The sequence below is a fragment of the Pseudonocardia sp. ICBG1142 genome, assembly GCF_020496255.1.
In the GTDB taxonomy this organism is placed as follows: Bacteria; Actinomycetota; Actinomycetes; order Mycobacteriales; family Pseudonocardiaceae; genus Pseudonocardia.
This window is the reverse complement of sequence record NZ_JAHLJC010000005.1, coordinates 614,370-639,071: the sequence shown is the minus strand read 5'-3', so window position 1 is coordinate 639,071 and position 24,702 is coordinate 614,370. Positions and strand designations below refer to the sequence as shown.

26 protein-coding genes and 1 pseudogene are annotated in these 24,702 nt (G+C 74.1%); 7 read left to right on the top strand and 20 right to left on the bottom strand.

What is annotated here, in order from left to right; translation table 11 throughout:
• Nucleotide 1: 1 nt before the first annotated feature.
• Nucleotides 2–472, bottom strand: a complete 471-nt coding sequence (locus KPL59_RS08320; RefSeq protein WP_226353507.1) for an NUDIX domain-containing protein — start codon at nt 470–472, stop codon at nt 2–4.
• Between the two features lie 76 nt (nt 473–548).
• Between KPL59_RS08320 and KPL59_RS08315 the strand changes: the two genes are divergently transcribed.
• Entirely contained in the window at nt 549–1,550 is a 1,002-nt protein-coding gene (locus KPL59_RS08315; protein WP_226360439.1) for an alpha/beta fold hydrolase, read from the top strand.
• A 12-nt stretch (nt 1,551–1,562) separates the two neighbouring features.
• On the opposite strand, the gene KPL59_RS08310 is transcribed toward KPL59_RS08315, so the two are convergent.
• From KPL59_RS08310 to KPL59_RS08290, 5 genes are all read right to left on the bottom strand, one after another.
• Nucleotides 1,563–2,204 carry a hypothetical protein gene (locus KPL59_RS08310; protein ID WP_226353508.1) on the bottom strand — a complete coding sequence of 214 codons (642 nt, stop codon included), beginning with the start codon at nt 2,202–2,204 and terminating at the stop codon, nt 1,563–1,565.
• Between the two features lie 93 nt (nt 2,205–2,297).
• On the bottom strand, nt 2,298–5,168 hold the full coding sequence (locus KPL59_RS08305; RefSeq protein WP_226360438.1) for a vitamin B12-dependent ribonucleotide reductase: 2,871 nt from the start codon (nt 5,166–5,168) through the stop codon (nt 2,298–2,300).
• 141 nt (nt 5,169–5,309) lie between these two features.
• The gene (nrdR, locus tag KPL59_RS08300) at nt 5,310–5,801 is read right to left on the bottom strand and encodes a transcriptional regulator NrdR (RefSeq protein ID WP_020623044.1); all 492 of its coding nucleotides are present in this window, start codon (nt 5,799–5,801) and stop codon (nt 5,310–5,312) included.
• A gap of 627 nt (nt 5,802–6,428) precedes the next feature.
• Nucleotides 6,429–7,205, bottom strand: coding sequence for a hypothetical protein (locus KPL59_RS08295; RefSeq protein ID WP_226360437.1), 777 nt, complete (start codon nt 7,203–7,205; stop codon nt 6,429–6,431).
• 163 nt (nt 7,206–7,368) lie between these two features.
• The gene (locus KPL59_RS08290; protein WP_226360436.1) at nt 7,369–7,593 is read right to left on the bottom strand and encodes a hypothetical protein; all 225 of its coding nucleotides are present in this window, start codon (nt 7,591–7,593) and stop codon (nt 7,369–7,371) included.
• A 242-nt stretch (nt 7,594–7,835) separates the two neighbouring features.
• Here KPL59_RS08290 and lexA point away from each other — a divergent pair, with 242 nt between their 5' ends.
• Nucleotides 7,836–8,594, top strand: a complete 759-nt coding sequence (lexA, locus tag KPL59_RS08285; RefSeq protein ID WP_020624701.1) for a transcriptional repressor LexA — start codon at nt 7,836–7,838, stop codon at nt 8,592–8,594.
• A 28-nt stretch (nt 8,595–8,622) separates the two neighbouring features.
• Here lexA and KPL59_RS08280 read toward each other — a convergent pair whose 3' ends face one another.
• From KPL59_RS08280 to KPL59_RS08260, 5 genes are read right to left on the bottom strand one after another with little or no spacing between them, the layout of a single operon-like run.
• Entirely contained in the window at nt 8,623–9,705 is a 1,083-nt protein-coding gene (locus KPL59_RS08280; protein WP_226360435.1) for a hypothetical protein, read from the bottom strand.
• 47 nt (nt 9,706–9,752) lie between these two features.
• Nucleotides 9,753–11,243, bottom strand: coding sequence for a GTPase HflX (gene hflX / locus KPL59_RS08275; protein ID WP_051050199.1), 1,491 nt, complete (start codon nt 11,241–11,243; stop codon nt 9,753–9,755).
• 54 nt (nt 11,244–11,297) lie between these two features.
• Entirely contained in the window at nt 11,298–12,167 is an 870-nt protein-coding gene (gene dapF / locus KPL59_RS08270) for a diaminopimelate epimerase (protein WP_205015909.1), read from the bottom strand.
• Nucleotides 12,164–13,138 (bottom strand): tRNA (adenosine(37)-N6)-dimethylallyltransferase MiaA, encoded by a 975-nt coding sequence (gene miaA / locus KPL59_RS08265; RefSeq protein ID WP_226360434.1) that lies wholly within the window; start codon nt 13,136–13,138, stop codon nt 12,164–12,166. The genes dapF and miaA overlap by 4 nt, the downstream gene beginning before the upstream one ends.
• Nucleotides 13,135–13,833, bottom strand: coding sequence for a hypothetical protein (locus KPL59_RS08260; RefSeq protein ID WP_075311127.1), 699 nt, complete (start codon nt 13,831–13,833; stop codon nt 13,135–13,137). Before KPL59_RS08260 ends, miaA begins: the two co-directional genes overlap by 4 nt.
• Nucleotides 13,834–14,145: 312 nt before the next feature.
• Here KPL59_RS08260 and KPL59_RS08255 point away from each other — a divergent pair, with 312 nt between their 5' ends.
• A complete protein-coding gene (locus tag KPL59_RS08255) occupies nt 14,146–15,426 on the top strand; it encodes a DUF349 domain-containing protein (RefSeq protein WP_226360553.1) in 1,281 nt (426 codons plus the stop codon).
• Between the two features lie 4 nt (nt 15,427–15,430).
• Here the strand turns inward: KPL59_RS08255 and KPL59_RS08250 are convergent, their stop codons facing one another.
• Both KPL59_RS08250 and miaB read right to left on the bottom strand, forming a co-directional pair.
• Complete coding sequence (locus KPL59_RS08250) at nt 15,431–15,877, bottom strand: hypothetical protein (protein WP_060711211.1); 447 nt, start codon at nt 15,875–15,877, stop codon at nt 15,431–15,433.
• A complete protein-coding gene (miaB, locus tag KPL59_RS08245; RefSeq protein ID WP_226360433.1) occupies nt 15,874–17,370 on the bottom strand; it encodes a tRNA (N6-isopentenyl adenosine(37)-C2)-methylthiotransferase MiaB in 1,497 nt (498 codons plus the stop codon). Before miaB ends, KPL59_RS08250 begins: the two co-directional genes overlap by 4 nt.
• A gap of 63 nt (nt 17,371–17,433) precedes the next feature.
• On the opposite strand from miaB, the gene KPL59_RS08240 reads away from it, so the two are divergent.
• The gene (locus KPL59_RS08240; protein ID WP_226360432.1) at nt 17,434–18,399 is read left to right on the top strand and encodes a TAXI family TRAP transporter solute-binding subunit; all 966 of its coding nucleotides are present in this window, start codon (nt 17,434–17,436) and stop codon (nt 18,397–18,399) included.
• Here the strand turns inward: KPL59_RS08240 and KPL59_RS08235 are convergent.
• Nucleotides 18,393–19,124 (bottom strand): zinc-binding dehydrogenase, encoded by a 732-nt coding sequence (locus KPL59_RS08235; protein ID WP_226360431.1) that lies wholly within the window; start codon nt 19,122–19,124, stop codon nt 18,393–18,395. The genes KPL59_RS08240 and KPL59_RS08235 overlap by 7 nt on opposite strands.
• Here KPL59_RS08235 and KPL59_RS08230 point away from each other — a divergent pair.
• Nucleotides 19,117–19,353: a hypothetical protein gene (locus KPL59_RS08230; protein ID WP_226360430.1), complete on the top strand. Its 237-nt coding sequence runs from the start codon at nt 19,117–19,119 to the stop codon at nt 19,351–19,353. The genes KPL59_RS08235 and KPL59_RS08230 overlap by 8 nt on opposite strands.
• 39 nt (nt 19,354–19,392) lie before the next feature.
• Here KPL59_RS08230 and KPL59_RS36795 read toward each other — a convergent pair whose 3' ends face one another.
• The 6 genes and pseudogenes from KPL59_RS36795 to KPL59_RS08200 form a co-directional block, all read right to left on the bottom strand.
• The gene (locus KPL59_RS36795; protein WP_226360429.1) at nt 19,393–19,581 is read right to left on the bottom strand and encodes a hypothetical protein; all 189 of its coding nucleotides are present in this window, start codon (nt 19,579–19,581) and stop codon (nt 19,393–19,395) included.
• A gap of 18 nt (nt 19,582–19,599) precedes the next feature.
• Nucleotides 19,600–19,737: pseudogene (locus tag KPL59_RS36790) on the bottom strand (MerR family transcriptional regulator); the annotation flags it as partial.
• A gap of 10 nt (nt 19,738–19,747) precedes the next feature.
• A complete protein-coding gene (locus tag KPL59_RS08215) occupies nt 19,748–20,512 on the bottom strand; it encodes a transposase (protein ID WP_226360428.1) in 765 nt (254 codons plus the stop codon).
• 92 nt (nt 20,513–20,604) lie between these two features.
• Nucleotides 20,605–20,691 carry a MerR family DNA-binding transcriptional regulator gene (locus KPL59_RS37470; RefSeq protein ID WP_226360552.1) on the bottom strand — a complete coding sequence of 29 codons (87 nt, stop codon included), beginning with the start codon at nt 20,689–20,691 and terminating at the stop codon, nt 20,605–20,607.
• Between the two features lie 3 nt (nt 20,692–20,694).
• Nucleotides 20,695–22,149 carry a HAMP domain-containing sensor histidine kinase gene (locus KPL59_RS08205; protein WP_226360427.1) on the bottom strand — a complete coding sequence of 485 codons (1,455 nt, stop codon included), beginning with the start codon at nt 22,147–22,149 and terminating at the stop codon, nt 20,695–20,697.
• Nucleotides 22,150–22,164: 15 nt separating this feature from the next.
• Nucleotides 22,165–22,848 (bottom strand): response regulator transcription factor, encoded by a 684-nt coding sequence (locus KPL59_RS08200; protein ID WP_075311113.1) that lies wholly within the window; start codon nt 22,846–22,848, stop codon nt 22,165–22,167.
• Between the two features lie 134 nt (nt 22,849–22,982).
• Here KPL59_RS08200 and KPL59_RS08195 point away from each other — a divergent pair, with 134 nt between their 5' ends.
• Together KPL59_RS08195 and KPL59_RS08190 are read left to right on the top strand one after the other, a co-directional pair.
• Complete coding sequence (locus tag KPL59_RS08195) at nt 22,983–23,711, top strand: amino acid ABC transporter ATP-binding protein (RefSeq protein ID WP_226360551.1); 729 nt, start codon at nt 22,983–22,985, stop codon at nt 23,709–23,711.
• A gap of 41 nt (nt 23,712–23,752) precedes the next feature.
• Nucleotides 23,753–24,637 (top strand): glutamate ABC transporter substrate-binding protein, encoded by an 885-nt coding sequence (locus KPL59_RS08190; protein ID WP_043276813.1) that lies wholly within the window; start codon nt 23,753–23,755, stop codon nt 24,635–24,637.
• Nucleotides 24,638–24,702 lie beyond the last annotated feature (65 nt).

Here is a 24,702-nt window from a genome sequence, read left to right as displayed (position 1 = left end):
GCTACCGGAAGCCGTGGCTGCGGACCGCGGCCACGTCGCCGTCGCGCAGGGCGTCGAGCACCGCGCGTTCGTGCGGGACCGTCTCGGCGGGCAGGTCGGCGAGCGCGAACCAGTCCAGGCCCGCGGTCTTCCCGTCCTCGGCGCGGCGTGGCTCGCCGGTCCAGCGACGGCAGGTGAAGAAGAAGTCGACGCGTTCGTCGACCGGGTCCCCGGTGCGCCCGGTGCGGTGCACGGCCGTGAGCGGGACCAGGTCGGCGGGGTCGACGGTGACGCCGAGCTCCTCCCGGGCCTCGCGCACCGCGGCTGCGACCGCGTCCTCGCCGGCCTCGACGTGCCCGGCCGCGGCGGCGGCCCAGTGACCGTCCATGAACCCGGTGCCGGCACGCAGCTGGAGCAGCACCTCGGTGCGCTCACCGGTGCCGCGCAGCAGCAGGACGTAGGACGCCGGGACGACCCGGTAGCGCTTGCTCACGCCGCCGACCCTAGGTGCCGTGGCGCCGTTCGCCGACGGCAACACCGGGGTAACGCGGCGGTCCTACCGTCGTCCGATGGCGGCCCCCACCTCGCGCCCGGCACCGGTCGGCGACCGGCTCGGCGTCGTGCCGCCGCGGGACTCGGAGCTGCGGTTCCGCACCGTGCACGGCTACCGGCGGGCGTTCCGGGTGGCCGGGTCCGGGCCGGCGGTGGTGCTCGTGCACGGCATCGGGGACAGCTCGGCGACGTGGGAGGCGGTGTTCCCCGCGCTGGCCCGGCGGCACCTGGTGATCGCCCCCGACCTGCTGGGGCACGGGCACTCGGACAAGCCGCGCGCGGACTACTCGGTCGCCGCCTACGCCAACGGCGTGCGGGACCTCCTCGGCGTCCTCGGTGGCCCGCGCGCGACGCTGGTGGGGCACTCGCTGGGCGGTGGCGTCGCGATGCAGTTCGCCTACCAGTACCCCGACCGGACCGAGCGCCTCGTGCTGGTCGGCACCGGCGGGGCGGGCCCGGACGTGACGCCGCTGCTGCGCGCGGTCAGCCTGCCCGGTGCGCAGGCGGTGCTGGCTGCCTCGCAGCTGCCGCCGTTGCGGTGGCAGATCGGGTGGGCCCTCGACGCGCTGCGGCTGGTCGGCGCCGACCTCGGTCGTGACGCCGCCGACCTGCTCCGGCTGGTCGACGCGCTGCCCGACGCGACGTCGCGGGCGGCGTTCATCCGGACGCTGCGGGCCGTCGTCGACTGGCGCGGGCAGGTCGTGACCATGCTGGACCGCTGCTACCTGACCCGCGGGATGCCGACGATGCTGGTGTGGGGCGCCCGGGACGCGGTGGTGCCGCTCGCGCACGCCCACACCGCGCACGCGGCGATGCCGGGCAGCCGGCTGGAGGTGTTCGACGACGCCGGGCACTTCCCGCACCACAGCGACCCGGCACGGTTCGTGGGGGTGCTGGAGGAGTTCCTCGACTCCACCGACCCGGCACGGTGGAGCCCCGAGCAGTGGCGTCAGCTGCTGCGCTGCCCTCCCCCGCCCGCCGGTGCCGGGGCGCGGCCGGGTCCGGTGTCGGCGACCTGACCCGGGCCGGCGTCAGAGGACGACGCCGAGCCAGCTGCCGGCGCAGCCGTGGCAGGCGCCGTGCACCGTCGCGGCCCGGTGCACCGGGCGCAGGCAGATCACGCAGTGGGTGAGCCGGCGCCGGGCCCGGCGCAGCAGCCCGTCACGCACCTGGCGGACGGCGAGCCCGGCGTCGCCGTCCGGGTCGTCGCAGCCGGGCAGGACCGGCACCTCGACGGCGTCGGCCGGGTCGAGCACCGGGAGGTGGCCGTCCCAGCGGGGCTCCGGTCGGGCGAGCAGCACCGGCCCCGACGGGTCGAACCCGAGCATCAGCTGCGGCGGCTCCCCCGCGACGAACCAGGCCACCGGGTCCGGCTCCGCGCCGGGTGGGAGGAGCCCCGCCGAACGCAGGTCCGCATCGGTCCAGCCGCCGCGTCGCAGGTCGGCCGGGGTGAGCCCGAAGTGCCGCAGCCCGTCGGTCGGCAGGTCGAGCTCACGCAGCTCCGCCGGGGACGGGACGCCCACGTAGACGGTGCCGCGCTCCCCCGGCCGCTCGGCGACGGGCGCGGTGTCGTGGCCGTCCGCGACGCGCCACGGGGCGGCGACGAGCACGGCGAGCACCCGCGCGTCGACGCGCAGGCGCCCGGCCACCTCCGCGGTGCGGTCCTCGGTCACCCGGTCTCCGATCCCTGCACCGACGATCCTGCACCGCCACGCGCGCCGGGGCGGCCCCGATGTCGGAGCCGCCCCGGTGTGGTGCGGTGTCGCTCAGCTGCAGCCGCTGGTGGAGCCGCAACCCTCGCAGAGGTAGCAGGACCCGGCGGGGCGCATCTTCGTCCCGCAGGTCATGCACAGCGGGGCGTCGGCGGCCTTGCCCAGCCGCAGCTCGAGCAGCTCGGTGGAGCTGCCGACCTCGACCGGCGCGGGCTCGGCACCGGCCTCCTTGCGCTCCTCGATCGTCGGCACCGAGGAACGGAACTCCTCGATGTCGAGCTTCTCGCCGGTGCCGTAGTCGTTCTCGACCTGGGCGGACCGCTCGTCGGAGGAGAAGATGCCCAGCTGGGCGCGCTTCTCGTACGGCAGGTGGTCCAGCGCCAGGCGGCGGAACAGGTAGTCCAGCACCGAGGTCGCGATCCGCACGTCCGGGTCATCGGTCATCCCGGCCGGCTCGAAGCGCAGGTTGGAGAACTTCGAGACGTAGAACTCCAGCGGCATGCCGTACTGCAGACCCACCGAGATCGACATCGAGAAGGCGTCCATCACACCGGCCAGGGTCGAGCCCTGCTTGCCGAGCTTGACGAAGATCTCGCCGAGGCCGTCGTCGGGGTAGCTGCCGGCGGTGAGGTAGCCCTCGGCGCCGCCGACGGTGAACGACACGGTCTCGCTGGGCCGCTTCTTGGGCAGCCGCTTGCGGACCGGCCGCTGCTCGACGACCGTGACCTTCTCGGCCTCCGCGGTGTCACCGCCGGCCTTCTTGTCGCCGCCCTTGCCCGCGGACAGCGGCTGGCCGACCTTGCAGTTGTCGCGGTAGATCGCCAGGGCCTTGAGGCCGAGGCGCCACCCCTCGAGGTAGATCCGCTCGACGTCCTCGACGGTCGCCCGCTCGGGCATGTTGACCGTCTTGGAGATGGCGCCGGACAGGAACGGCTGCGCGGCGGCCATCATGCGGACGTGGCCCATCGGGGCGATCGTCCGGTCGCCCATGGCACAGTCGAACACCTCGTAGTGCTCGGGCTTCATGCCCGGGGCGTCGACGACGTGGCCGTGCTCGGCGACGTACTCGACGATCGCCTCGGCCTGCTCGGCCTGGTAGCCGAGGTTGTCCAGGGCCCGGCGCACCGACTGGTTGACGATCTGCATGGAGCCGCCGCCGACCAGCTTCTTGAACTTGACCAGCGCCAGGTCCGGCTCGATGCCGGTCGTGTCGCAGTCCATCATCAGGCCGATCGTGCCGGTCGGGGCCAGCACCGACGCCTGCGCGTTGCGCCAGCCGTTGACCTCACCGATGTCCTGGCACTGCTTCCAGACCTGGGTGGCGAGCTTCTGCACCGGGGTGCTGGAGGCGAAGGTGCGGATGCGGTCGTTCTCCGCGGCGTGCTTGCGGATGACCCGCTGGTGGGCCTCGGCGTTGCGGGCGTAGCCCTCGTACGGGCCGACGACACCGGCGAGCTCGGCGGAGCGCTTGTACGCGGCACCGGTCATCAGCGAGGTGATGGACCCGGCGAGCGCGCGGCCGCCCTCGGAGTCGTACGCGTGGCCGGTCGCCATGAGCAGCGCGCCGAGGTTGGCGTAGCCGATGCCCAGCTGCCGGAACTTGCGGGTGGTGTCGGCGATCGGCTCGGTCGGGAAGTCCGCGAAGCAGATCGAGATGTCCATCGCGGTGATGATCAGCTCGACGGCCTTGGCGAAGGTCTCGGCGTCGAACCGGTCGTCGGAGTCGAGGAACTTCAGCAGGTTCAGCGACGCCAGGTTGCAGCTGGAGTTGTCCAGGTGCATGTACTCCGAGCACGGGTTCGACGCGCTGATGCGGCCGGACTCCGGGGTGGTGTGCCAGTCGTTGATCGTGCCGTCGTACTGGATGCCCGGGTCGGCGCAGTTCCAGGCCGCCTCGGCGATGCCGCGGAAGAGCTTGCGGGCGTCGACGCGCTCGATGACCTCACCGGTCATCCGGGCACGCAGACCGAAGTCGGTGCCCTCCTCGACCGCGCGCATGAACTCGTCGGTGACGCGGACGGAGTTGTTGGCGTTCTGGTACTGCACCGAGGTGATGTCGGAGCCGCCCAGGTCCATGTCGAAGCCGGCGTCGCGCAGGACGCGGACCTTGGCCTCCTCCTTGGCCTTGGTCTCGACGAACTCCTCGATGTCGGGGTGGTCGACGTCGAGGACGACCATCTTCGCCGCGCGCCGCGTGGCGCCGCCGGACTTGATGGTGCCCGCGGAGGCGTCGGCACCGCGCATGAACGAGACCGGGCCCGAGGCGGTGCCGCCCGAGGACAGCAGCTCCTTCGACGACCGGATGCGCGAGAGGTTCAGGCCGGCGCCGGAGCCGCCCTTGAAGATCAGGCCCTCCTCGCGGTACCAGTTCAGGATCGACTCCATGGTGTCGTCGACCGAGAGGATGAAGCAGGCGCTGACCTGCTGCGGGCTGGCGGTGCCGACGTTGAACCACACCGGCGAGTTGAAGCTGAACACCTGGTGGATCAGCATCCAGGTCAGCTCGTGGTCGAAGATCTCGGCGTCGCCCTCGGTGGCGAAGTAGCCGTGCTCGAGACCGGCCCGCTTGTAGGTGCCGACGACCCGCTCGACGAGCTGCTTCAGGCTCGACTCACGGGTGTCCGAGCCCACCGCGCCGCGGAAGTACTTGCTGGTGACGATGTTGGTCGCGTTGACCGACCAGCTGCGCGGGAACTCGACGCCGCGCTGCTCGAAGTTGACCGTGCCGTCGCGCCAGTTGGTCATGACGACGTCGCGGCGCTCCCACTCCACCTCCTCGTAGGGGTGGACCCCTTCGGTGGTGAAGACACGCTGGACGGTCAGGCCGGGCGCGCGCTTGGCGCCGGTCTTCCCGCGGCTGCGCGCCGGCTTGGTAGCCGCGCTCTCACCGGTGTCTGTCGTCGGGCCCCCGACGGTCTCGGTCATGCATGCCTCCGCACTTGTCACCGTGTACCACCCGCGCGCTGGGGTGCGCGGACGGTCTTCCCCTCCGGTACGACCTGCGACGACGGCCGGTACCGGTCGCCCCCTCGCGGGGTGCGCGCCGGACCCGTGCCGCCGAGCGGCTCACCCGTCCCGGTTGTGGCCGGCCTCGTCGTCGGCTGCTTCCCCGGCAGCCGCCGAACGCAGGTCGGCGATCTCCTTCTCGAAGTCCTCGATGGAGGAGAAGGAGCGATAGACGCTCGCAAATCTCAGGTACGCGACCTCGTCGAGCTCACGCAGCGGCCCGAGGATCGCCAGTCCGACCTCGTGGCTGGGAAGCTCCGCCGCCCCGCGTGCCCGCACGGTCTCCTCGACCCGGTGGGCGAGCTGCTGCAGGTCGTCCTCGTCGACCGGCCGGCCCTGACACGCCCGCCGAACCCCGCTGACGACCTTCTGTCGACTGAAGGGCTCGGTCACCCCGCTGCGCTTGACGACGGCGAGCACGGCCTCCTCGACCGTGGTGAACCGTCGTCCGCACGAGGTGCAGGACCGGCGCCGACGGGTGCAGGTCCCGTCGTCGGCGGTCCGTGAGTCGATCACGCGGGAGTCCGGGTGCCGGCAGAACGGGCAGCGCATGGACGCTCACACCCTCTCCCGTAACGTTCCGGAAACTCTCCGCAGCAATCCATCCCCCCAACCAGTGGCGGAACAACGTCAATGTAACCCCTACATCTAGGGATCCGCCATCCCGGGGCCCACGCCGCGCCGAGCTTCGCCCGATCGGGATCCGAGCCTTGCACACCACGTTCCGCGACCGGCTCGTCGCCGACGATCATGGAGGGGGATATCGGCGCTGGTGGCGCCGAGGAACGTCACGCCCGGCGCCGTCCGTCGCGCCGCGGGGACCGCGACCGGCGGCCACCCGATGCGGGGACACGCCCTGGCGACGCGCCCGGCGGCACGCCGCCGACGATCCGGCGACATCCCGGCGACCGCCGCCCGACATCCGCGTGCCGGCCCGGCGCATGTCGTCACCCGATGCGACGCCGACACGGCGCCGGATCGCTCCACACCGTCACCGCACCGCCGCCGCCGTGACCACGGTCGCCGCGCCGGCACCGCACCACGGCACGCCCGACCGGCTCCGCCCCGGGAGCCCGACACGTCGGCACCGCACCACTGCACACCCCGGGCCGGACACGCCGGCACCACTCCGCGCCACGGGCCCGGCCCACCGGGACCGCACCGCGGCCCTGATACTCCTCAGCGCACGGCACCGACCGACGGCACGGCGGCCGCGGGGGCGTTCCAGCCCGCCGCCGCGTCGCCCAGCAGGCCGAGCGCCACCACCGCGGTCGTGGCGCACAGCAGCACCGCGACCCCGGTCAGGAACCGCTCCAGGCGCCCGCGGACCCGACTGCGGGCCGGGCGGGGGCGGGCCGGGACCAGGCAACGCCGGTCCAGCGGACGGACCGTGCGCGGCGCCGGCACGGCCACCGACCGCGGACCGGACGGCGCCGCGACCCGTGCGGGCCGCTCCAGGGTCGCCGTGGAGCCCGGCGCCGAGGTGGTGCAGCGGGGCGTCCGGACCGCGACGTTCGGACCACCGGTGACGCCACGCGGGACCGCCGGACCGGCCGGTGCCGTGGTCCGGGCCGCACGCCCGTGAGCTGCCGGACCGGGCGCCGTCGGACCGGACGTCGGAACACCGGGCGCCGTGACACCAGGCGCCGGAACACCGGATGCCGGGACACCGGATGCCGAGACCCCGGGCGCCGTGGCACGCCGGGAACGGGCGGCGGGGTGCCGTGCGACCGACTCGGTCAGTGCGCGCTCCCGTGCACCGTGGGCGGCCCACCGGTGCGCGGCGCGCGCGACGGCCGACGAGCCGGCACCGGCCGGACCGGCCACACCCTCCGCGGCCCGCACCCGCTCCCGGGCGGCGCGCCGGGCGCGCGAGGTGGGGGTGCCGGGCGCGGGGGCACCGGTCAGGCAGCCGACCGCGCCGTGGTCGCGGATCCGCTCGTCGAGCTCTCGCATGGTTCCTCCTGCCGTCGGACCGCCCGTCCCCCGGGCGGTCTCGTCTCCCCCGCTCCCGACCGGCCCTTCCCCGAGCCCGGTCGAACGGGCGTACGAGCGGTGTAGCACCCGACACCGACAACAACCACGTCTCCGCAGGTCACCGCCCGTGCCGGGGACGCTCTCAGCGTGGCGCGCCGACCGCGGGCGGCACGGCCGGGCCGTGGGCGGCGACGTCGGCGACCACCCCGAGCGCGACGACCGCGGCCGCCGAGGCCAGCAGGACACCCACCGCCGCCACCACGCGGCGCACGGGACCCGACGTCGGTACGGGCCGCACCACGCCGGCCGCGGTGCCGACCGGAGCCCGTCCGATGACCGTCATGCCCCCGATGACCGCTGCGTCCACGATCGCCACCCCCACTGCCGTTCCCGCTGCCGGTCGCCCCGCGCGGCCGGACGGCGACGCGGACGGCATCCGATCGGACCAGAACGATCGAACCGGTGTTCGATCGAACGCCTGTGCGATGTTCTACCACCACGGCCCGGCGGAATCCACGACACGCCCCGGGCGACTTCGAACGCATGTTTGGCGAACGGGCCCGCGACGGCTAGGGTCGTCGCCGTAAGTACCCCGAGGAGGCGAATGCGATGGCAGCGGACGACACCGGACACGGTGGTCCCGGCGTGACCGGCACCGCCGCGGACCGGGGATCCGCGACGGTCCGGGAGTTCCCCGACCCCGCGACCGACACCCGCGGCCTGACCCCGCGGCAGAAGAAGGTCCTGGCCGTCATCCGGGACTGGGTGGACCGGTACGGCTACCCGCCCAGCGTCCGCGAGATCGGTGACGCGGTGGGCCTCACGTCCACCTCGTCGGTGCACCACCAGCTCCGGACCCTGGAGCGCAAGGGCTTCCTCCGGCGCGACCCGAACCGCACCCGCGCGGTCGATGTCCGCAGCCCGGAGCAGATCGCCGGCACCGACGGGTCGGACTCCGACGCCGACACCGCCGAGCTGCGTTCCGCGCGGCCGGCGCCGGCGTTCGTGCCGCTCATCGGCGACATCGCCGCCGGTGGCCCGATCCTGGCCGAGCAGGCCGTGCAGGACGTGTTCCCGCTGCCGCGTGAGATCGTCGGCGAGGGCACGCTGTTCCTGCTCAACGTCAAGGGTGACTCGATGGTCGACGCCGCGATCACCGACGGCGACTGGGTCGTCGTGCGTCAGCAGCCGGTGGCCGAGCAGGGCGAGATCGTGGCCGCGATGATCGACGGCGAGGCGACGGTGAAGACGTTCCGCCGCAAGGACGGGCACATCTGGCTGATGCCGGCGAACGACGCCTACGACCCGATCCCGGGTGACGACGCGTCGATCCTCGGCCGCGTCGTGGCGGTCCTGCGCCGCCTCTGACCTCCTCGGCGGCGCCCGGTTCCCGCGGTCAGCTGGACCGGCGGCGCCGTCCGTGCAGGGACATCGCGACGGCACCGGTCACCAGCAGCACCGCGAGCACCGCGGCCCCGCCCGCGGCGGGCAGCCACGACGGGTACGTGCGGTACTCCGGCACCTCGGCGGGCTGGGCCACGACCGGTGCCTGCGGGCCGGTCGCCGCGGGCACCGCGCCCGGGACGACGGTGATCGCCGCCGCGGTCGGGCCCCGGGCCTCGCTGCCGGAGTGCAGTGCACCCCGGCCGTCCGGGGCGATCGCCTCGCCCTGGGCCTCGTCCGGCAACGGCACCGGCAGTGGTGCCCCGCCCAGCGCCGCGACCAGCACGTCGGCCGTCGCCGGTCCGCCGACGGGCAGCGGGAACACCCAGGCGTCGGTGTAGGTCCGCAGCACGGCGGCGCGTCCGCCGTCGGCCCCGGTCGGTGAGACCCCGCCGCCGGTGATCGTGCGGGACCCGGCGGCCCCGAGCGGCCCGCCGCCGGTGCCCGACCAGGGCAGCACGACCTGTGCCACCCGGCGCAGCGGGACCGGGCCCCCGCCGTCGCGCAGCGGTGCGTCGGGTCGGTACACCCCGGCGGCCCCGGTGGTCTTGTCGACCAGCAGGGGCACGCCGTCGTCGCCGACCAGCAGCGCCTCGACGTCGCGCGGACCGTCCGGATAGTCCAGGTCGTACACGCGTGGCGGCCCGGCCGGGGGCAGCACGACGAGCCGGACCGAGCCACGCTGTGCCCCGTTGTCACCGGTGTCGGCGAGCCAGAGATCCCCGCCCGGCCCGAGCCCGAGGTCCTCGACGTCGGTGACCGGGACGTCGGCCTGCCGGGTTCCGGTGACCGCGCAGCCGGACGGGTCCAGGGTGAACGTCCGCGCGGTCCCCCCGCCGTCGACGATCGCGTGGTACCGCTGCGGGGCTCCGCCCGGCGGGCCCTCGGCGACCAGCCCGGACAGCTCCGCCAGCCGCGGGTCGTCGACAGTGCAGACCGGGTGCGCCCCGGGCGGCGGCGCGGCCGCACCCGTGAGCGCACCGGTCAGGCAGAGGACAGTGCTCAGGCAGACGACAATGGTCAGGCGGCGGGCCACGACCCCCGGACGCGGTGGCCCACCCGGCCGCCCACCCGGTCGCCCACTCAGTGGCCCGCTGCCGTCGCCGGCAGGTCGGCGCCGGTCCCGGTCGGGACGGCAGAGCCCGCCACCGCGAACGGCAGCACCGCGGTGCCCAGCTCCGGCTTCACCCGCGCCCGGATCCGGGTGCCGTCGGCGGTGTGGGACTCGGCGAGGATCTCGCCGTCGTCGTGCAGCCGCGCGACCAGCGCACCCTCGGTGTAGGGCAGCAGGAGGTCGACCTCGTAGTCCGGGCGCGGCAGGCGCTCGGCGATGTGCTCGCGGAGCCGGTCGATCCCGGTGCCGCTGTGTGCCGAGACGAACACGGCGTCCGGCTGGGCGTGCCGCAGCCGGGCCAGCGCGAGGTCACCGGCCGCGTCGATCTTGTTGATCACGAGCAGCTCGGGGGGCATCGTGTCGCCCGCGGCCTCCCCCACCTCGACGAGCACCTGACGGACCGCGGCGATCTGGTCGTCGGGCAGCGGGTCGGACCCGTCGACGACGTGCACCAGCAGGTCGGCCCGGGCGGCCTCCTCCAGCGTGGAGCGGAACGCCTCGACGAGCTGGTGCGGCAGGTGCCGCACGAACCCGACGGTGTCGGTGAGGGTGTAGTCGTGCCCGTCGGGCGTCTGCGCCTTGCGGGTGGTCGGGTCCAGCGTCGCGAACAGCGCGTCCTGCACCAGCACCCCGGCGTCGGTGAGCTGGTTGAGCAGGCTCGACTTGCCCGCGTTGGTGTAGCCGACGATCGCGACCGAGGGGATCTCGTTGCGGCGACGGCTGCCGCGCTGGGTCTCGCGGACCTGGCGCATCGCACCGATCTCGCGGCGCAGCTTCGACATCCGCGCGCGGATGCGGCGCCGGTCCAGCTCGATCTTCGTCTCACCGGGGCCACGGCCACCGATACCGACACCGCCCGCGGCCCGGCCGCCGACCTGCCGGGACAGCGCCTCACCCCAGCCGCGCAGCCGCGGCAGCAGGTAGGACAGCTGCGCGAGCTCGACCTGGGCCTTGCCGTCCCGGGAGCGGGCGTGCTGGGCGAAGATGTCGAGGATCAGCGCGGTCCGGTCGATGACCTTGACCTTGAGCCGCTCCTCCAGCTGACGGAGCTGGCCGGGTGACAGCTCGCCGTCGCAGATCACGGTGTCGGCGCCGGTGGCGCGGACGACCCCGAGCAGCTCCTCGACCTTGCCGGAGCCGATGAACGTGGCCGGGTCCGGGCTGGAGCGGCGCTGCACGAGGCCGTCCATCACCTCGGAACCGGCGGTCTCGGCGAGGCGGGCCAGCTCGGTCATCGAGTTGTCGGCCTGCTCGGCCGTGCCCTCGGTCCAGACGCCGACGAGCACGACCCGCTCCAGCTGGAGCTTGCGGTACTCGACCTCGGTGATGTCGGTGAGCTCGGTGGACAGCCCGTGGATCCGGCGCAGCGACGTGCGCTCCTCCAGGTCGAGCTCGCCACCCGTCGGAACCGGGTTCGACGTGGAGGGGGTCACGGAGGGGTGCGTGTGGGCATCAGTCATCTTGCCCCCATCCTCCCACGTCGCGGGGCTCGTGTCCGCCCCGATTCGCGGGCCTCAGGCGGGAGCGTCCCACCACGCACGGTCCAGCTCGCCGGACGCGAGCAGCACCGCGGGGCCGTGCAGCGTCGTGGGCCCGGTCCGCTCGTCGGTGCCGGCCTCCACCGTCACCCGCAGCAACCCGCCCGGAACGGTGACCTGCACGTCCCCTGCGGTGTGCCCGGCGTGCCGCAGCGCGGCGACGGCGGCCGCGACGGTCCCGGTGCCGCAGGAGCGGGTCTCCCCCACACCGCGTTCGTGCACCCGCATCCGGATGCGGCCGCCGTCGGCGGGGCCGTCCAGTGGGGTCAGGAACTCGACGTTCACCCCGTTCGGGAACAGCGCCGGGTCGTAGGAGGGCGCGCGGGTCAGGTCGAGGGTGTCCGGGTCGGCCGCGGTGACGCAGGCCAGGTGCGGGTTCCCGACGTCGAGGGCGATGCCGTCGAAGCGCGCGTCGCCGCTGGTGGCGACCGACGCCGGGCCGACGCCGACCGTCCCGAGCCCGACCGAGACCCCGTCCGGCCCGACGGCGGTGTCGAGCACCCCGTTGCGGGTGCCGACCGGGCCACCCGTGGCCCAGCCGCGCTCGTGCAGGTAGCGGGCGAACACACGCAAGCCGTTGCCGCACATCTCGGCGAGCGAGCCGTCGGCGTTGCGGTAGTCCATGAACCACTCGACGCCGTCGACGGGCTCCCCGACGCCGGGCTCACCGGCGAGCTTCGCCCAGCGCACGACCCGCAGCACCCCGTCCGCGCCGAGGCCGCGGCGGCGGTCGCACACCGCGGCGACCCGGGCCGGGGTGAGGTCGAGCGCGGCGTCCGGGTCGGGCAGCACCACGAAGTCGTTCTGCGTGCCGTGCCCCTTGCTGAACGCGATGCCGCCGGTCATGCCACCAGCCTACGAGCGAGCACCGCACGCGCCGAGGCCACCAGGTCCGGGTCGGCGCCGTCGAGCCAGTGGATGCGCCGGTCCCGGCGGAACCAGGAGCGCTGGCGGCGCACGAACCGCCGGGTCGCGCGGACCGTCTCCTCCCGGACGACGGCGAGGTCGGGGTGGTCGGGGTCGCGGTCGAGGGCCTCGATCACCTGCCGGTAGCCCAGCGCGCGGGACGCGGTGCGGCCGTGGGCGAGCCCGCGCGGGAGCAGCGCGCGGGTCTCGTCGACCAGGCCGTCGTCGAGCATCCGGTCCACCCGCAGCGCGACCCGCTCGTCGAGCTCGGCGACGTCGCGGTCCACGCCGAGCAGCACGGCGTCGTAGCGGGGGGTGCCGGCGCCGGGCAGGGTCGCGCGGAACGGCCTGCCGGTCAGTGCGATCACCTCCAGCGCGCGGACGATCCGCCGGCCGTTCGAGGGCAGCACCTGCTCGGCGGCGACCGGGTCGGCCGCGGCGAGGCGGGCGTGCAGCGCGCCGGACCCGTCACGTTCCAGCTCGGCCTCCAGCGCGGCGCGCAGCTCCGGGTCGGTGCCGGGGAACTCCAGCTCGTCGAGCACGGCCTGCACGTAGAGCCCCGAGCCGCCGACCAGCACCGGGGTGCGCACGGCGGCGCGCAGCTCCTCGATGACCGCGCGGGCCGCCCGCTGGTAGGCCGCGACCGAGGCGGTCTCGGTGACGTCGAGGACGTCCAGCTGGTGGTGGACGACGCCGCGCCGCTCGTGCGGGGCGAGCTTCGCGGTGCCGATGTCCAGACCGCGGTAGAGCTGCATGGCGTCGGCGTTGACGACGTCGCCGTCCAGCGCCAGTGCCAGCTCCAGCCCCAGGTCCGACTTCCCGGTCGCGGTCGGTCCGACGACGGCGACCAGCGGCGGTGCGGCCGGTGACGGCGCGGCCGGCGGTGGTGCAGCCGGTGGTGGCGTGCTCACGCCGGTTCCCACAGCGCCACGTGGTAGGCGACGCCGTAGGGCATCGAGGTGTGCCGGTGCGCCGCCGTCCAGGAGCGCCCGCGCGCGGCACCGGCCAGAACCTGCCACGGCGCGCGGCCCGAGGCCCAGAGCGCGGCGGCGCCGTCCGGGTCGAGCCGGGCGAGCGGCTCGGGATCACCGGCGTCGAACGCGGCGGCGACGACGGCGTCGAACGCCTCGGCCCGGCCGTCGAACCCGCCGGGGGCCTTCGCGGTGTGCTTGGCCGCGCCGTCACCGACGACGAGCAGCCCCACCCCCTCGCCGGCCAGCTCCGCGCCGAGCGCCAGGCAGTCCGCGACCGGGGTGTCCGGTGCGACGAGCTCGCCGCGCGCCGAGCCGACCCCGGCCGGGGCCGCCCAGGCCGCGACCAGCAGCGGCAGCGGCAGCTCGGCGCCCTCGTCCGGACCGGCCGGGCCGGGCAGCGCGACGGGGACGTCGCGGCCGTAGCCGGCGAAGGTGCCGCGGGTGCCCGGGTCCACGGTGCGCCGCCCGCCGGGGTCGGCGCCGACGACGACCCAGCGCTGGGCCGCCGCGGCGAGACCCGTCACCGCGGCGACGACGGCCTCGCGCAGCCCCTCGGTCTCGACCGCCGCGTCGCCGCTCAGGGCGGGGACGAGGAGCGGGGGCTGGGGCAGGACGGCGATCGCGGCGGGCACGGGCTCCGAGGGTAATCAGCGCCCGCGGCCACGACTCCCGTACCCGGCCGGAGGGCACGCGGTTCCCCCGAGGGCGGTGGACCTGCTTGAATCGCCGTTCCGGCCTCCGCACCGCGCGAGGATCCGGTGCGCGCACGGCCCCGGACGGACGTCCGCACGGGGCGCCCGCCCCGCGGCGGGCCGAACGAGGAGGACCTACCGGTGTCCGAGACCCACGCGACCGACGCTGCAGGACAGGGTGCCGAGCCCACCCGGCCCACCCCGCCGAAGCCGGGGCCGCCCCGGCCCGGACCGCCGCCCGCCGCCCGACCCGTGCCCACCCCGGCCGCGGTCGCACCACCCGCACCGCCCGCCGCCCTGCCGTCCCCGGTGCCCTCCGCGGCCGACGACCCGGGCCGCTGGGGCCGCGCCGACGACGACGGCACCATCACCCTGGTCACCGCCGACGGCGAGCGGGTCGTCGGCTCCTACCAGGCCGGGCCGCCCGCCGAGGGCCTGGAGCACTACGCGAAGCGGTTCGACGCGCTGGTCACCGAGACCGAGGTGCTCGCCGCGCGGATCGCCGGCGGCGGGGACGCAAAGGCGTCACTGACCGCGCTGACCGCGCTGCGCGACGGCCTCGACTCCGCGCACGTGGTCGGGGACGTGCCCGCCCTGCGCACGCGGCTCGACGAGCTGGTCGGCCTCGCCGAGCAGGGCGTCAGCGCGGCGAAGGAGGAGCGCGAGCGCGCCCGGCACGACGCCGTCGCCCGCAAGGAGGCGCTCGCCGTCGAGGCCGAGAAGATGGCCGTGGACTCCACCCAGTGGAAGCAGGCCGGGGACCGGTACAAGGCGATCCTCGACGAGTGGCGCACCATCCGCGGCGTCGACAAGAAGACCGACGAGCAGCTGTGGAAGCGCTTCTCGAAGGCCCGCGAGGCGTTCAACCGGCGGCGCGGCTCGCACTTCGCCGACCTCGACCGCCAGCGGGTCACCGCGAAGGCCCGCAAGGAGGAGCTCGTCGCGCAGGCCGAGGCCCTCGCCGACTCCGACGAGTGGAACGCGACCGCGGCCGCCTACCGCGACCTGATGACCGAGTGGAAGGCGGCGGGCCGCGCCCACCGCGAGGCCGACGACGCGCTGTGGGCCCGCTTCCGCGGCGCGCAGGACCGCTTCTTCGCCCGCCGCGGCGAGCACTTCTCCGCCCGCGACACCGAGTTCGCCGAGAACGCCGAGGCGAAGCGGGCACTGCTCGCCGAGGCCGAGACGATCGACCTGTCCGACCCGGACGGCGCACGGGCCCGGCTGCGCGAGATCCAGGAGCGCTGGGAGGCCATCGGCAAGGTCCCGCGCGAGGAGATCCGCACCCTGGAGGGGCGGCTGCGCGGGATCGAGGACAAGGTCGCCGACGCCGCGGACGCGCAGTGGCGCCGCACCGACCCCGAGACCCAGGCACGCGTCGAGCAGTTCCGGGCGCGGGTCGAGCAGTTCGAGGCGCAGGCGGAGAAGGCCGAGGCGGCCGGTGACCGCAGGCGCGCCGAGCAGGCCCGCGCGCAGGCGGCACAGTGGCGGGAGTGGCTCACCGCCGCCGAGCAGGCGGTCGACGAGCGGTAGGGGGTCAGTCGCGCTGCAGCGCGGCGCCCGCCCACACGAAGGTCAGCAGCACCACGGCGACCACGCCGAGGACCATCCCGAACCCGGGCCCGGCCTCGGCGCCGGTCTGCTGCGACCAGATCGCCCACAGCCCGTTCACCGAGGAGATCCCGCAGCCGAAGGCCGCGAACCACGCGAGTGCCCACAGCCGGGTCAGCAGCGCCGCGGCCGACACCACGACGGCGAACCCGGTCATCGTGAACGAGAACAGCGTCGGGAGCGGCCCGGAGGTGCCCGAGGACAGCACCTGCCAGCCCGGGGTGCCCGCCACCCACGGCAGCAGCAGCGCGGCGACCGCGGCGACGATCGCCACCGCGATCAGCATGGCGCGCGCGCCGGGGTCGATCCGGCGGGCGACGCCGCGCCCGGCCCGGTCGATCTCGGCGCGGGTCTGCGGGGACACGTCGCTCATCGGGGACCTCCGGTGGTGGCGGGGACGCCGCAGGACGGCGCGGCGGGAGCCGGCTCGGACGCCGGAGCACCGAACGCCGGCAGCCCCAGCGTGGTGGGTGCCCCGGACGGGCGCTCGCCGGCCTCGGCGGCGTCGCCGGCGCGGGTGCGGCGGTGGGTGAGCACGCCGCCGTCGGCGACGAGGTGGTGTGGGGCGCCCCGGTCGATCCGGACGGTGACGACGTCCCCTGGCCGGATGCCGGTCGCGGTACCGGGCGCGAAGTGCACCAGCCGCCCGTCCCGGGCACGACCGGTGAGACGGGCGGTCGCCGCGTCCTTGCGGCCCTCGCCGGTGGACACCAGCAGCTCCACCACCGTGCCCTCCTGTCTGCGGTTCTCCTCCCAGGAGATCCGCTCCTGCAGTGCGACGAGGCGCTCGTAGCGCTCCTGCACGACGGCCTTGGGCAGCTGGTCGGGCAGGTCCGCGGCCGGGGTGCCGGGCCGCTTCGAGTACTGGAAGGTGAACGCCGCGGCGAACCGGGCCCGCTCGACGACGTCGAGGGTGTCGGCGAAGTCCTGCTCGGTCTCGCCCGGGAACCCGACGATGACGTCGGTGGTGATCGCCGCGGGCGGGATCGACTCCCGCACCTCGGCCAGGATCGAGAGGAACCGCTCCGACCGGTAGCTGCGACGCATCCGGCGCAGGACGTCGTCGGAGCCGGACTGCAGGGGCATGTGCAGCTGCGGGCAGACGTTCGGAGTCTCGGCCATCGCGGCGATGACGTCGGAGGTGAAGTCGCGCGGGTGCGGGCTGGTGAACCGCACCCGCTCCAGCCCCTCGACCTCGCCGCAGGCCCGCAGGAGCTTCGAGAACGCCTGCCTGTCACCCATGTCCGAGCCGTAGGCGTTCACGTTCTGCCCGAGCAGGGTCACCTCCAGCACGCCGTCGGCGGCGAGGGTCTGCACCTCGGCGAGCACGTCGCCGGGGCGGCGGTCGCGCTCCTTGCCGCGCAGCGACGGCACGATGCAGAACGTGCAGGTGTTGTTGCAGCCCACCGAGATCGACACCCAGCCGGCGTAGGCGGAGTCGCGGCGCGCGGGCAGCGTGGAGGGGAACACCTCGAGCGCCTCGGCGATCTCGACCTGGGCCTCGTCGTTGTGCCGGGCGCGTTCCAGGAGGGTCGGCAGTGCGTGCACGTTGTGCGTGCCGAACACGACGTCGACCCACGGCGCCCGCCGGGTGATCGTGTCGCGGTCCTTCTGGGCCAGACAGCCGCCGACGGCGATCTGCATGTCCGGGTTGGCGATCTTGCGGGGGCGCAGGTGCCCGAGGTTGCCGTAGAGCTTGTTGTCCGCGTTCTCCCGCACCGCGCAGGTGTTGAACACGACGACGTCGGCGGTGTCGGGGTCCTCGGCCCGGGCGTACCCGGCGTCCTCCAGCAGACCGGCCATCCGCTCCGAGTCGTGCACGTTCATCTGGCACCCGTAGGTGCGCACGGTGTAGCTGCGGCTCACACACCCGAGGGTAGGCGCCCCGGCGAACGGCGCCGGGACGGGGCCGTCGGGGATGATGGCCCGATGCACAGGTCCGGTCCCCCGCTGACGCGGCGCGCCCTGCTGGGTGCGGGCGTCGTGCTGGGTGCGGGGGCGGTGCTCCCGGGCTGCACCGGCCCGCGGCCCGCCGAGCCGCTGGTGATCGCCGGCGGGGTGCAGCCGGGGGTGTACATCAACCTCGCGCGCACGCTGTCGGAGATCTGGCACGAACGCCTCGGGCTCCCGGCGGCCCCCCGGGTGCTGGAGACAGCGGGCAGCGCGCAGAACATGGAGCTGCTGACCGACGGGCGGGCGGCGGTCGCGATCAGCCAGGTCGACGTGGCCGCCGACGTCGCCGCGCGCGTCACCGGCCCGACCGAGCCCCGCGCACTGGCCCGGCTCTACGACGACGTCACCCACCTCGTCGTACGTGCCGACTCCGGCCTGCGCAGCATCGCCGACCTGCGCGGACGACGGGTGTCGATCGGCCCGGGCGGCAGCGGCTACCAGCCGATCGCGATCCGGCTGCTCGACGTCGCCGGGATCGGTGTCGCGGGCCGGGGCACCCGCGCGGAGCTGGGGCTGCCGGACGCGGCGACGGCGCTGGTCGAGGGCCGTCTCGACGCGTTCTTCTGGTCCGGCGGGGTGCCCACCGACGGCGTGCGGGAGCTCGCCGCCCGGGTCCCGATCCGGCTCCTGGAGCTCGGCGGGGTGCTCGACCGGATGCGCGAGCGGTACCCCGTCTACTCCGTGGCGACGGTGCCGGCGAACACCTACGGCCTGCCCGGCCCGGTGTCGTGCCTGTCGGTGCGCAACGCGCTGCTGGTCACCGAGGGGATGGACGCCGACCTGGCCCGCGCGCTGATCCGGGCGGCCTTCGACGAGCAGCCCCGGCTGGCGCAGGCCAGCCCGGCCGCGGTGACCGTCGACTCGCGCTCGGCCATCGGCACCCAGCCGATCCCGCTGCACGAGGGCGCCGTCGAGTTCTACCGGGCCACCAAGGGCTACTGACCTCGCTGACCCCGCGTGGACAGGTCGAGCACCGTCTTCCCCGTCGCGTGCCCGTCCTCCACCCGCGCCAGGGCCTGTGCCGCCCGGTCGAAGGGGTACACCGCCGTGACGTGCGGGTCGAGGACGCCCTGCACCATCAGCGCCGCGACCCGCTCCAGGGTCCGGCGGTCGGTGTGGCGCTCCACGACGACGCCGCCGACCTCCCCGACCGTGGGGTCACCGACCGAGACCACGGCCCGTGGCGTGGCGGCGAGCGGTGCGACGGCACGCAGCGACGCGCCGCCCACGAGGTCCACGACGCCGTCGAAGCCGTCGGGGGCGAACGCGCGCAGCCGGTCGATCGCACCGGGCGCGCGGTGGTCCACGAACGCCGCCCCGGTCCCGGTGACGACGTCGCGCTTGGTCACGCCCGCGGTACCGATCACCTCGAGCCCACCGGCGCGGGCCAGCTGGGCGACGGCCAGCCCCACGCCCCCGCCGATCCCGTTGACCAGCAATCGGCCACCACGGGGCAGTGCCAGCTGGTCGACGACGTCGAGCGCGGTGGTCCCGGCGACCGGCACGGTGGCCGCCCACTCGTCGGACAGCGCGTCCGGCGTCCGGGCCGTGGCCGAGCCGAGCAGCAGCGTGTCGGTGGCGTAGGTCCCGGCACCGGTGAGGGCGAACCCGAACGCCCTGTCCCCGACCGCCAGGCCCGTCACGGCGGTCCCGACCGCCGTGACCACCCCCCGCGGCCTCCATCCCGAGGACCTGCGGGAACGGGAGGTGCCCGTTGATCATCGGCACCCCGCCGGCGCGCAGGACGTGGTCGAGGGGGTTGACCCCGGCGACGGCGACGGCGAGCGCGACCTCGTGCGCACCCGGCACCGGGGCGGGGCGGTCGAGGAACTCCTGGACGTCGGGGCCGCCGAAGGCGCGGTATCCGTATGCGTTGACCACGCCGGCACGCTATGACCTGCCACCGGTGTCAGGTTCCAGTGATCGTGTCCCAGGTCACCGGTCGGCGGACCCGGCCGGGCGCGCGGCGGCGAGGGCGGCCCGGTGCTCGCTGTTGCCGGCCATGAGGCGTTCCAGGGCGTCGACGGCGGTCCCGAGGGTCCCCATCGCCTCGCGCAGCCGGTCCCGCTCACGTGCCATCGTCGCGAAGGCGTCCTCGGCGGTCCGCAGGCTCGGGGTGTCCACGCACGGCAGCAGCCGGGCGATCGTGCGGCTCGACAGGCCGGCGTCGAACAGCGTCCGCAGCAGGGCGACGCGCTCGACCTCCGGTGTCCCGTACTCCCGCTGGCCGCCGCTGCCGCGGGTCGGGCCGAGGAGACCCTGCTGCTCGTAGAGGCTTATTCAGGCTCCGTCAGGTAAGTGTGTAGAAGATGAGTCCGATGACTGCCGAGATTGTCGTTTTAAATGTGGCGTAGGGCCGCCGGTAGTCTGTGTGGAGAACTTTCCACGTTTTGATATGGGCGATGACTCGTTCGATGGTGGCGCGTGTGTGGTTGAGGCTCTTGTTGAATGTTTTTTGCCAGTCGAGAAGTTCCCGGCCGGGTGGTTTTTTGAACGGGGTGAGCATGCCGCGCCCGATGTATCCTTTATCGCCGATCGGGGGGTATGTGGCGAGGTGGTCGAGGGCGCCGGATTGGTCGAGGCAATATAGGTCGTGTCGGGAGCCTGGGGTCGGGTCGGAGATCCACGACAGCTGCCCTTCCAGGGTGGCTGCGACCTGGACGACGACGCCGGTGGTGCGATGCTTGCCCGACCACAGACCCGGCACCGCGGCCCATGACCAGCAGGGAAGCAAGGTTCCATCGATGATGTACTGCCGATCGGCACGAAGCTCCTCTGCCGTCGGAACGACACTCCGCAGCGCCTGTGCCAGCAACGGTGTCACCCCCGTGATCGCTCGACTAACCGTCGACTGCGACACCCCATAGGTTTCCGCCAACTCCCACTGCACACGATTCCCGCGCAGATACGCCAACGTGATCACCACCGACCAGAACAACCCCAGAACCGGCGGCCAAGGCCGTCGCAGGCCAGTCGCGTTCCGCTGATCCTGCTCATACACTATAGCGACAAGATCCTGAATCTCATCACGCCGGAAACCAGTGGCATAGTACATACTGCGACAACCCGTTCATCTCGGATTGATTCGGCAAACCAATATTCGCGATGGACGGGCTGTCGCCCAACCCGACACGCCGGGCTAGATCGTTATTTCACGGGGCCTGAATAAGCCTCGTAGTAGCGCAGCATGCGTGCGCTCACGCCGGTGCGTTCCGCGAGCTCGCCGATCCGCATTCCTCACACGTCCTCTCCGGGGGCCGGGGGTCGGTCACGCACCGCGGAGGGCGCGGGCCGCAGCCACAGTGTGACCCGGAGCCCGCCGCCGGGTGCGTCGCTCAGCTGCAGGCTCCCGCCGGCCGCGGCCGCGGTCCGCACCGCGATGGCCAGGCCGAGCCCGCTGCCCTCGACGTTGGCCTGCCCGGGCGCCCGCCAGAACCGGTCGGTGGCGCGCGCCCGGTCCTCGCGCGCGAGGCCGGGGCCGCCGTCGACGACGCTGACCCCGATCCGGTCGGCGGTGCGCAGCGTCGCGACCCGCACCCGTCGCCCGGGCGGGGTGTACTTGAGCGCGTTGTCCAGCAGCGCGTCGAGCACCGACTCCAGCGCGGGCTCGCCGATCAGGGCGTGCAGGCCGCGGGGGCCGCTGCGGCGCAGCTCGATCCCGGAGTGCTCGGCGAGCGGCCGCCAGTTGTCCACCCGTTCGGCGACGACGACGTCGAGGTCGGTGTCCTCGGCGACGCCCGGGTCCTCCACCGCGCGCTCGGCGCGGGCCAGCGCGAGCAGTCCGTCGAGCACCCGGGACAGTCGCTCGGCCTCCTCCATCGCCGCGAGGTGGTCGTCGGCGGCGGCCGGGTCGACGTGCCCGTCGAGGTTGGACAGCCGCAGCCGCAGCGCGGTGAGCGGGTTGCGCAGCTGGTGGGAGGCGTCGGCGACGAACGCGCGCTGGGCGCCGAGCGCCTCGCGCACCGTCTCGGTCATCCGGTCGAACGACTCGGCCAGCGAGCGCAGCTCCGGCGGGCCGCTGCGCCGCGACGGCGGACCGGGCGGCCCCCCGGCGAGGACGGCGGTCCCGACCCGGTCCATCGCCTCGTCGAGCCGGCGGACCGGGCGCAGCACCCAGGCGGTCAGCGGCAGCGCGACCAGGATCCCGGCGAGCAGCGCGAACACCGCGGCCCCGGCGATCAGCGACCAGGTGCGCACCGCCTCGGCCCGCAGGGCGTCGGTCGGGGACACCGTCACCACCGCGCCGACGACCTCGCCGTCGACGAGTACCGGCTCGGCCAGCACCAGCGGCCGGTCGTCCCACGGCATGAGCAGCGGGTAGGTGGAGGAGCGGCGCCCGGCGAGCGCGACCTCGGTCCGGTCGACGGCGTAGTCGCCCAGCTCGGGCAGCCGGTCGGCCGGGCGGGAGGCGGTCACCGTGCGCCCCGCCCGGTCGAGGACGAGCACCGCGACGCCGTAGACGTCGTCGTAGCGGGTGATCTCGTCGGTGAACGTGGCGAGCGCGGAGCTGCCCGCGGGGGTCTCGATGAGCGGGCGCTGGGCGGTGGAGGCGAAGGAGATGGTGTCGGTGAGGCGGTCGGTGAAGACCTCCTCCTGGGCCCGCTGGGCGGCGGTCCAGGCCAGCGGGACGCCCAGCCCGGCGGCGAGCAGCCCGACGAGCACGAGCACGACCAGCAGCAGCCGGCTGCGCACGTCGCCGTTCCCCTCTCAGTCCTCGGTGGCGGCGAAGCGGTACCCGACGCCGCGGACGGTCCGCACCAGCTCGGGGCGGCCGAGCTTGGTCCGCAGGGTCGCCACGTGCACGTCGAGGGTCCGGTTCGCGCCCGCCCAGCCGCGCCCCCACACCTCGGCGACGATCTGGGCGCGGGTGCAGACGGCGCCGTCGGCGCGGGCGAGCAGGGACAGCACCTGGAACTCCTTGCGGGTGAGCACCACCTGCTCCCCGGCGACGGTGACCTCGTACCGCTCGGGGTCGACGCGGACGTCGCCGACGGTCACCGGGGCCGACCCGGCCGGGACGACGGTGCCGTCGTCGCCGATCTTGCGGCGGCGCTGCACCGCGTGCACCCGGGCCACGAGCTCCCCGATGTCGTAGGGCTTGACCAGGTAGTCGTCGGCGCCGGTGTGCAGCCCGGCGATGCGGTCGGTGACCTCGCCGCGGGCGGTCACCATCAGCACCGGGACCTCGGAGACGGCGCGGATCGCCCGGCAGACGTCGAGCCCGTCGGCGTCGGGCAGCCCCAGGTCGAGCAGCACGACGTCGACGCCGTCGAGGTGGTCCACGGCGCCGCGGCCGTGGTCCAGGCGGGTCGTGGTCATCCCGTGCCGGTGCAGTGCCGGGCGCAGCGCGGCGGCGACCCGGTCGTCGTCCTCGATCAGCAGGATGTGCACCGGTGGCCGCCCTTTCCGTTACGTGGCCGAGACCCTAAAGGTTCCTCAAGGTGGTGGACTCGCATGTCCGTTCCGTCCAGGCTCTCGCCATGTCCGGAGGCAGCATGACCAGCCCGCCCGCGTCCAGCACACCCATGGTGCGGATGGCCGGGGTGCAGAAGCACTTCGGCGACCTCCACGTGCTGCGCGACATCGATCTGGACGTCGCCCGTGGGGAGGTCGTCGTCGTCCTCGGCCCCTCCGGTTCCGGCAAGTCCACACTCTGCCGCACGATCAACCGGCTCGAGCCGATCGACACCGGCACGATCGAGATCGACGGCACCGCGCTCGCGGCGGAGGGCAAGGCGCTCGCCGCCCTGCGCGCCGACGTCGGCATGGTCTTCCAGTCGTTCAACCTGTTCGCGCACAAGACGATCCTGGAGAACGTCACCCTCGCACCGCTGAAGGTGCGCGGGGTGGCCAAGGCCGAGGCCGAGAAGACCGGTCTGGCGCTGCTGGAGCGTGTCGGCATCGCCAACCAGCGCGACAAGTACCCGGCGCAGCTGTCCGGCGGCCAGCAGCAGCGCGCGGCGATCGCCCGCGCGCTGGCCATGAAGCCGAAGGTGATGCTCTTCGACGAGCCGACCTCGGCGCTCGACCCGGAGATGGTCAACGAGGTGCTCGACACCATGACCTCGCTGGCCAAGGAGGGCATGACGATGGTCGTCGTGACCCACGAGATGGGCTTCGCCCGCCGGGCCGCGCACCGCGTCGTGTTCATGAGCGACGGCGAGATCGTCGAGGACGCGACCCCGGACGAGTTCTTCACCGCCCCGCGCAGCGACCGCGCCAAGGACTTCCTCGGCAAGATCCTCTCGCACTGAGGACGCCTTCCACCACCACCACCCGACGAGCGGAGCGAACCGTGAAGAGAACCCGCATCCTGGTGGCGGCCGCCCTGGCCGCCACCCTCGCCCTGGCCGGCTGCGGCCGCGAGGGCACACCCGGCGCCGAGAGCTCGGGCTACCAGCCGACCGTCGCGCAGAACGTGACCGTCGAGGGCTCCCCCACGTTCGACGCCATGAAGCAGCGCGGCCGCGTCGTGATCGGTGTCAAGGACGACCAGCCGAACCTGGGCTTCCGCGACGCCACCACCAACGAGTTCTCCGGGTTCGACATCGACATCGCCCGGATGGTCGCGGGCGGTCTCGGCTTCTCCCCCGAGCAGATCGAGTACAAGGTCATCCCGTCGGCGGCCCGCGAGGACAACATCGAGCGCGGCGACGTCGACTACTACGTCGGCACCTACACGATCAACGACAAGCGCAAGCAGCGCGTCGGGTTCGCCGGGCCGTACTACGTCGCGGGCCAGAGCCTGCTCGTGCGTGCCGACGACAACACGATCACCGGCCCGCAGACGCTGCAGGGCAAGCGGGTCTGCTCGGTCACCGGTTCCACCCCGATCCAGCGGGTGAAGGACCAGAAGCTCACCGACCAGGTCGTGGAGTTCCAGACCTACACCCAGTGCGTCGACCAGCTGATCAACAACCAGGTCGACGCCGTCACCACCGACGACGCGATCCTGCTCGGCTACGCCGCGCAGAACCCGGAGCAGCTGAAGGTCGTCGGGGAGAAGTTCTCCTCCGAGCCCTACGGCATCGGCGTCCCGAAGGCCGACACCGCGCTCCGCAACAAGATCAACGACCTGCTGCAGGCCGCGATCGACGACGGCACCTGGAAGACCATCTACGACGGCACCCTGGGCAAGTCCGGTACCCAGGCCCAGCCGCCGGCCATCGAGCGCTACTGATCCCGACCGCGGCCCGGTGGGGCGGTGACCTCGTCACCACTCCGCCGGGCCGCGTCGGGTCCAGA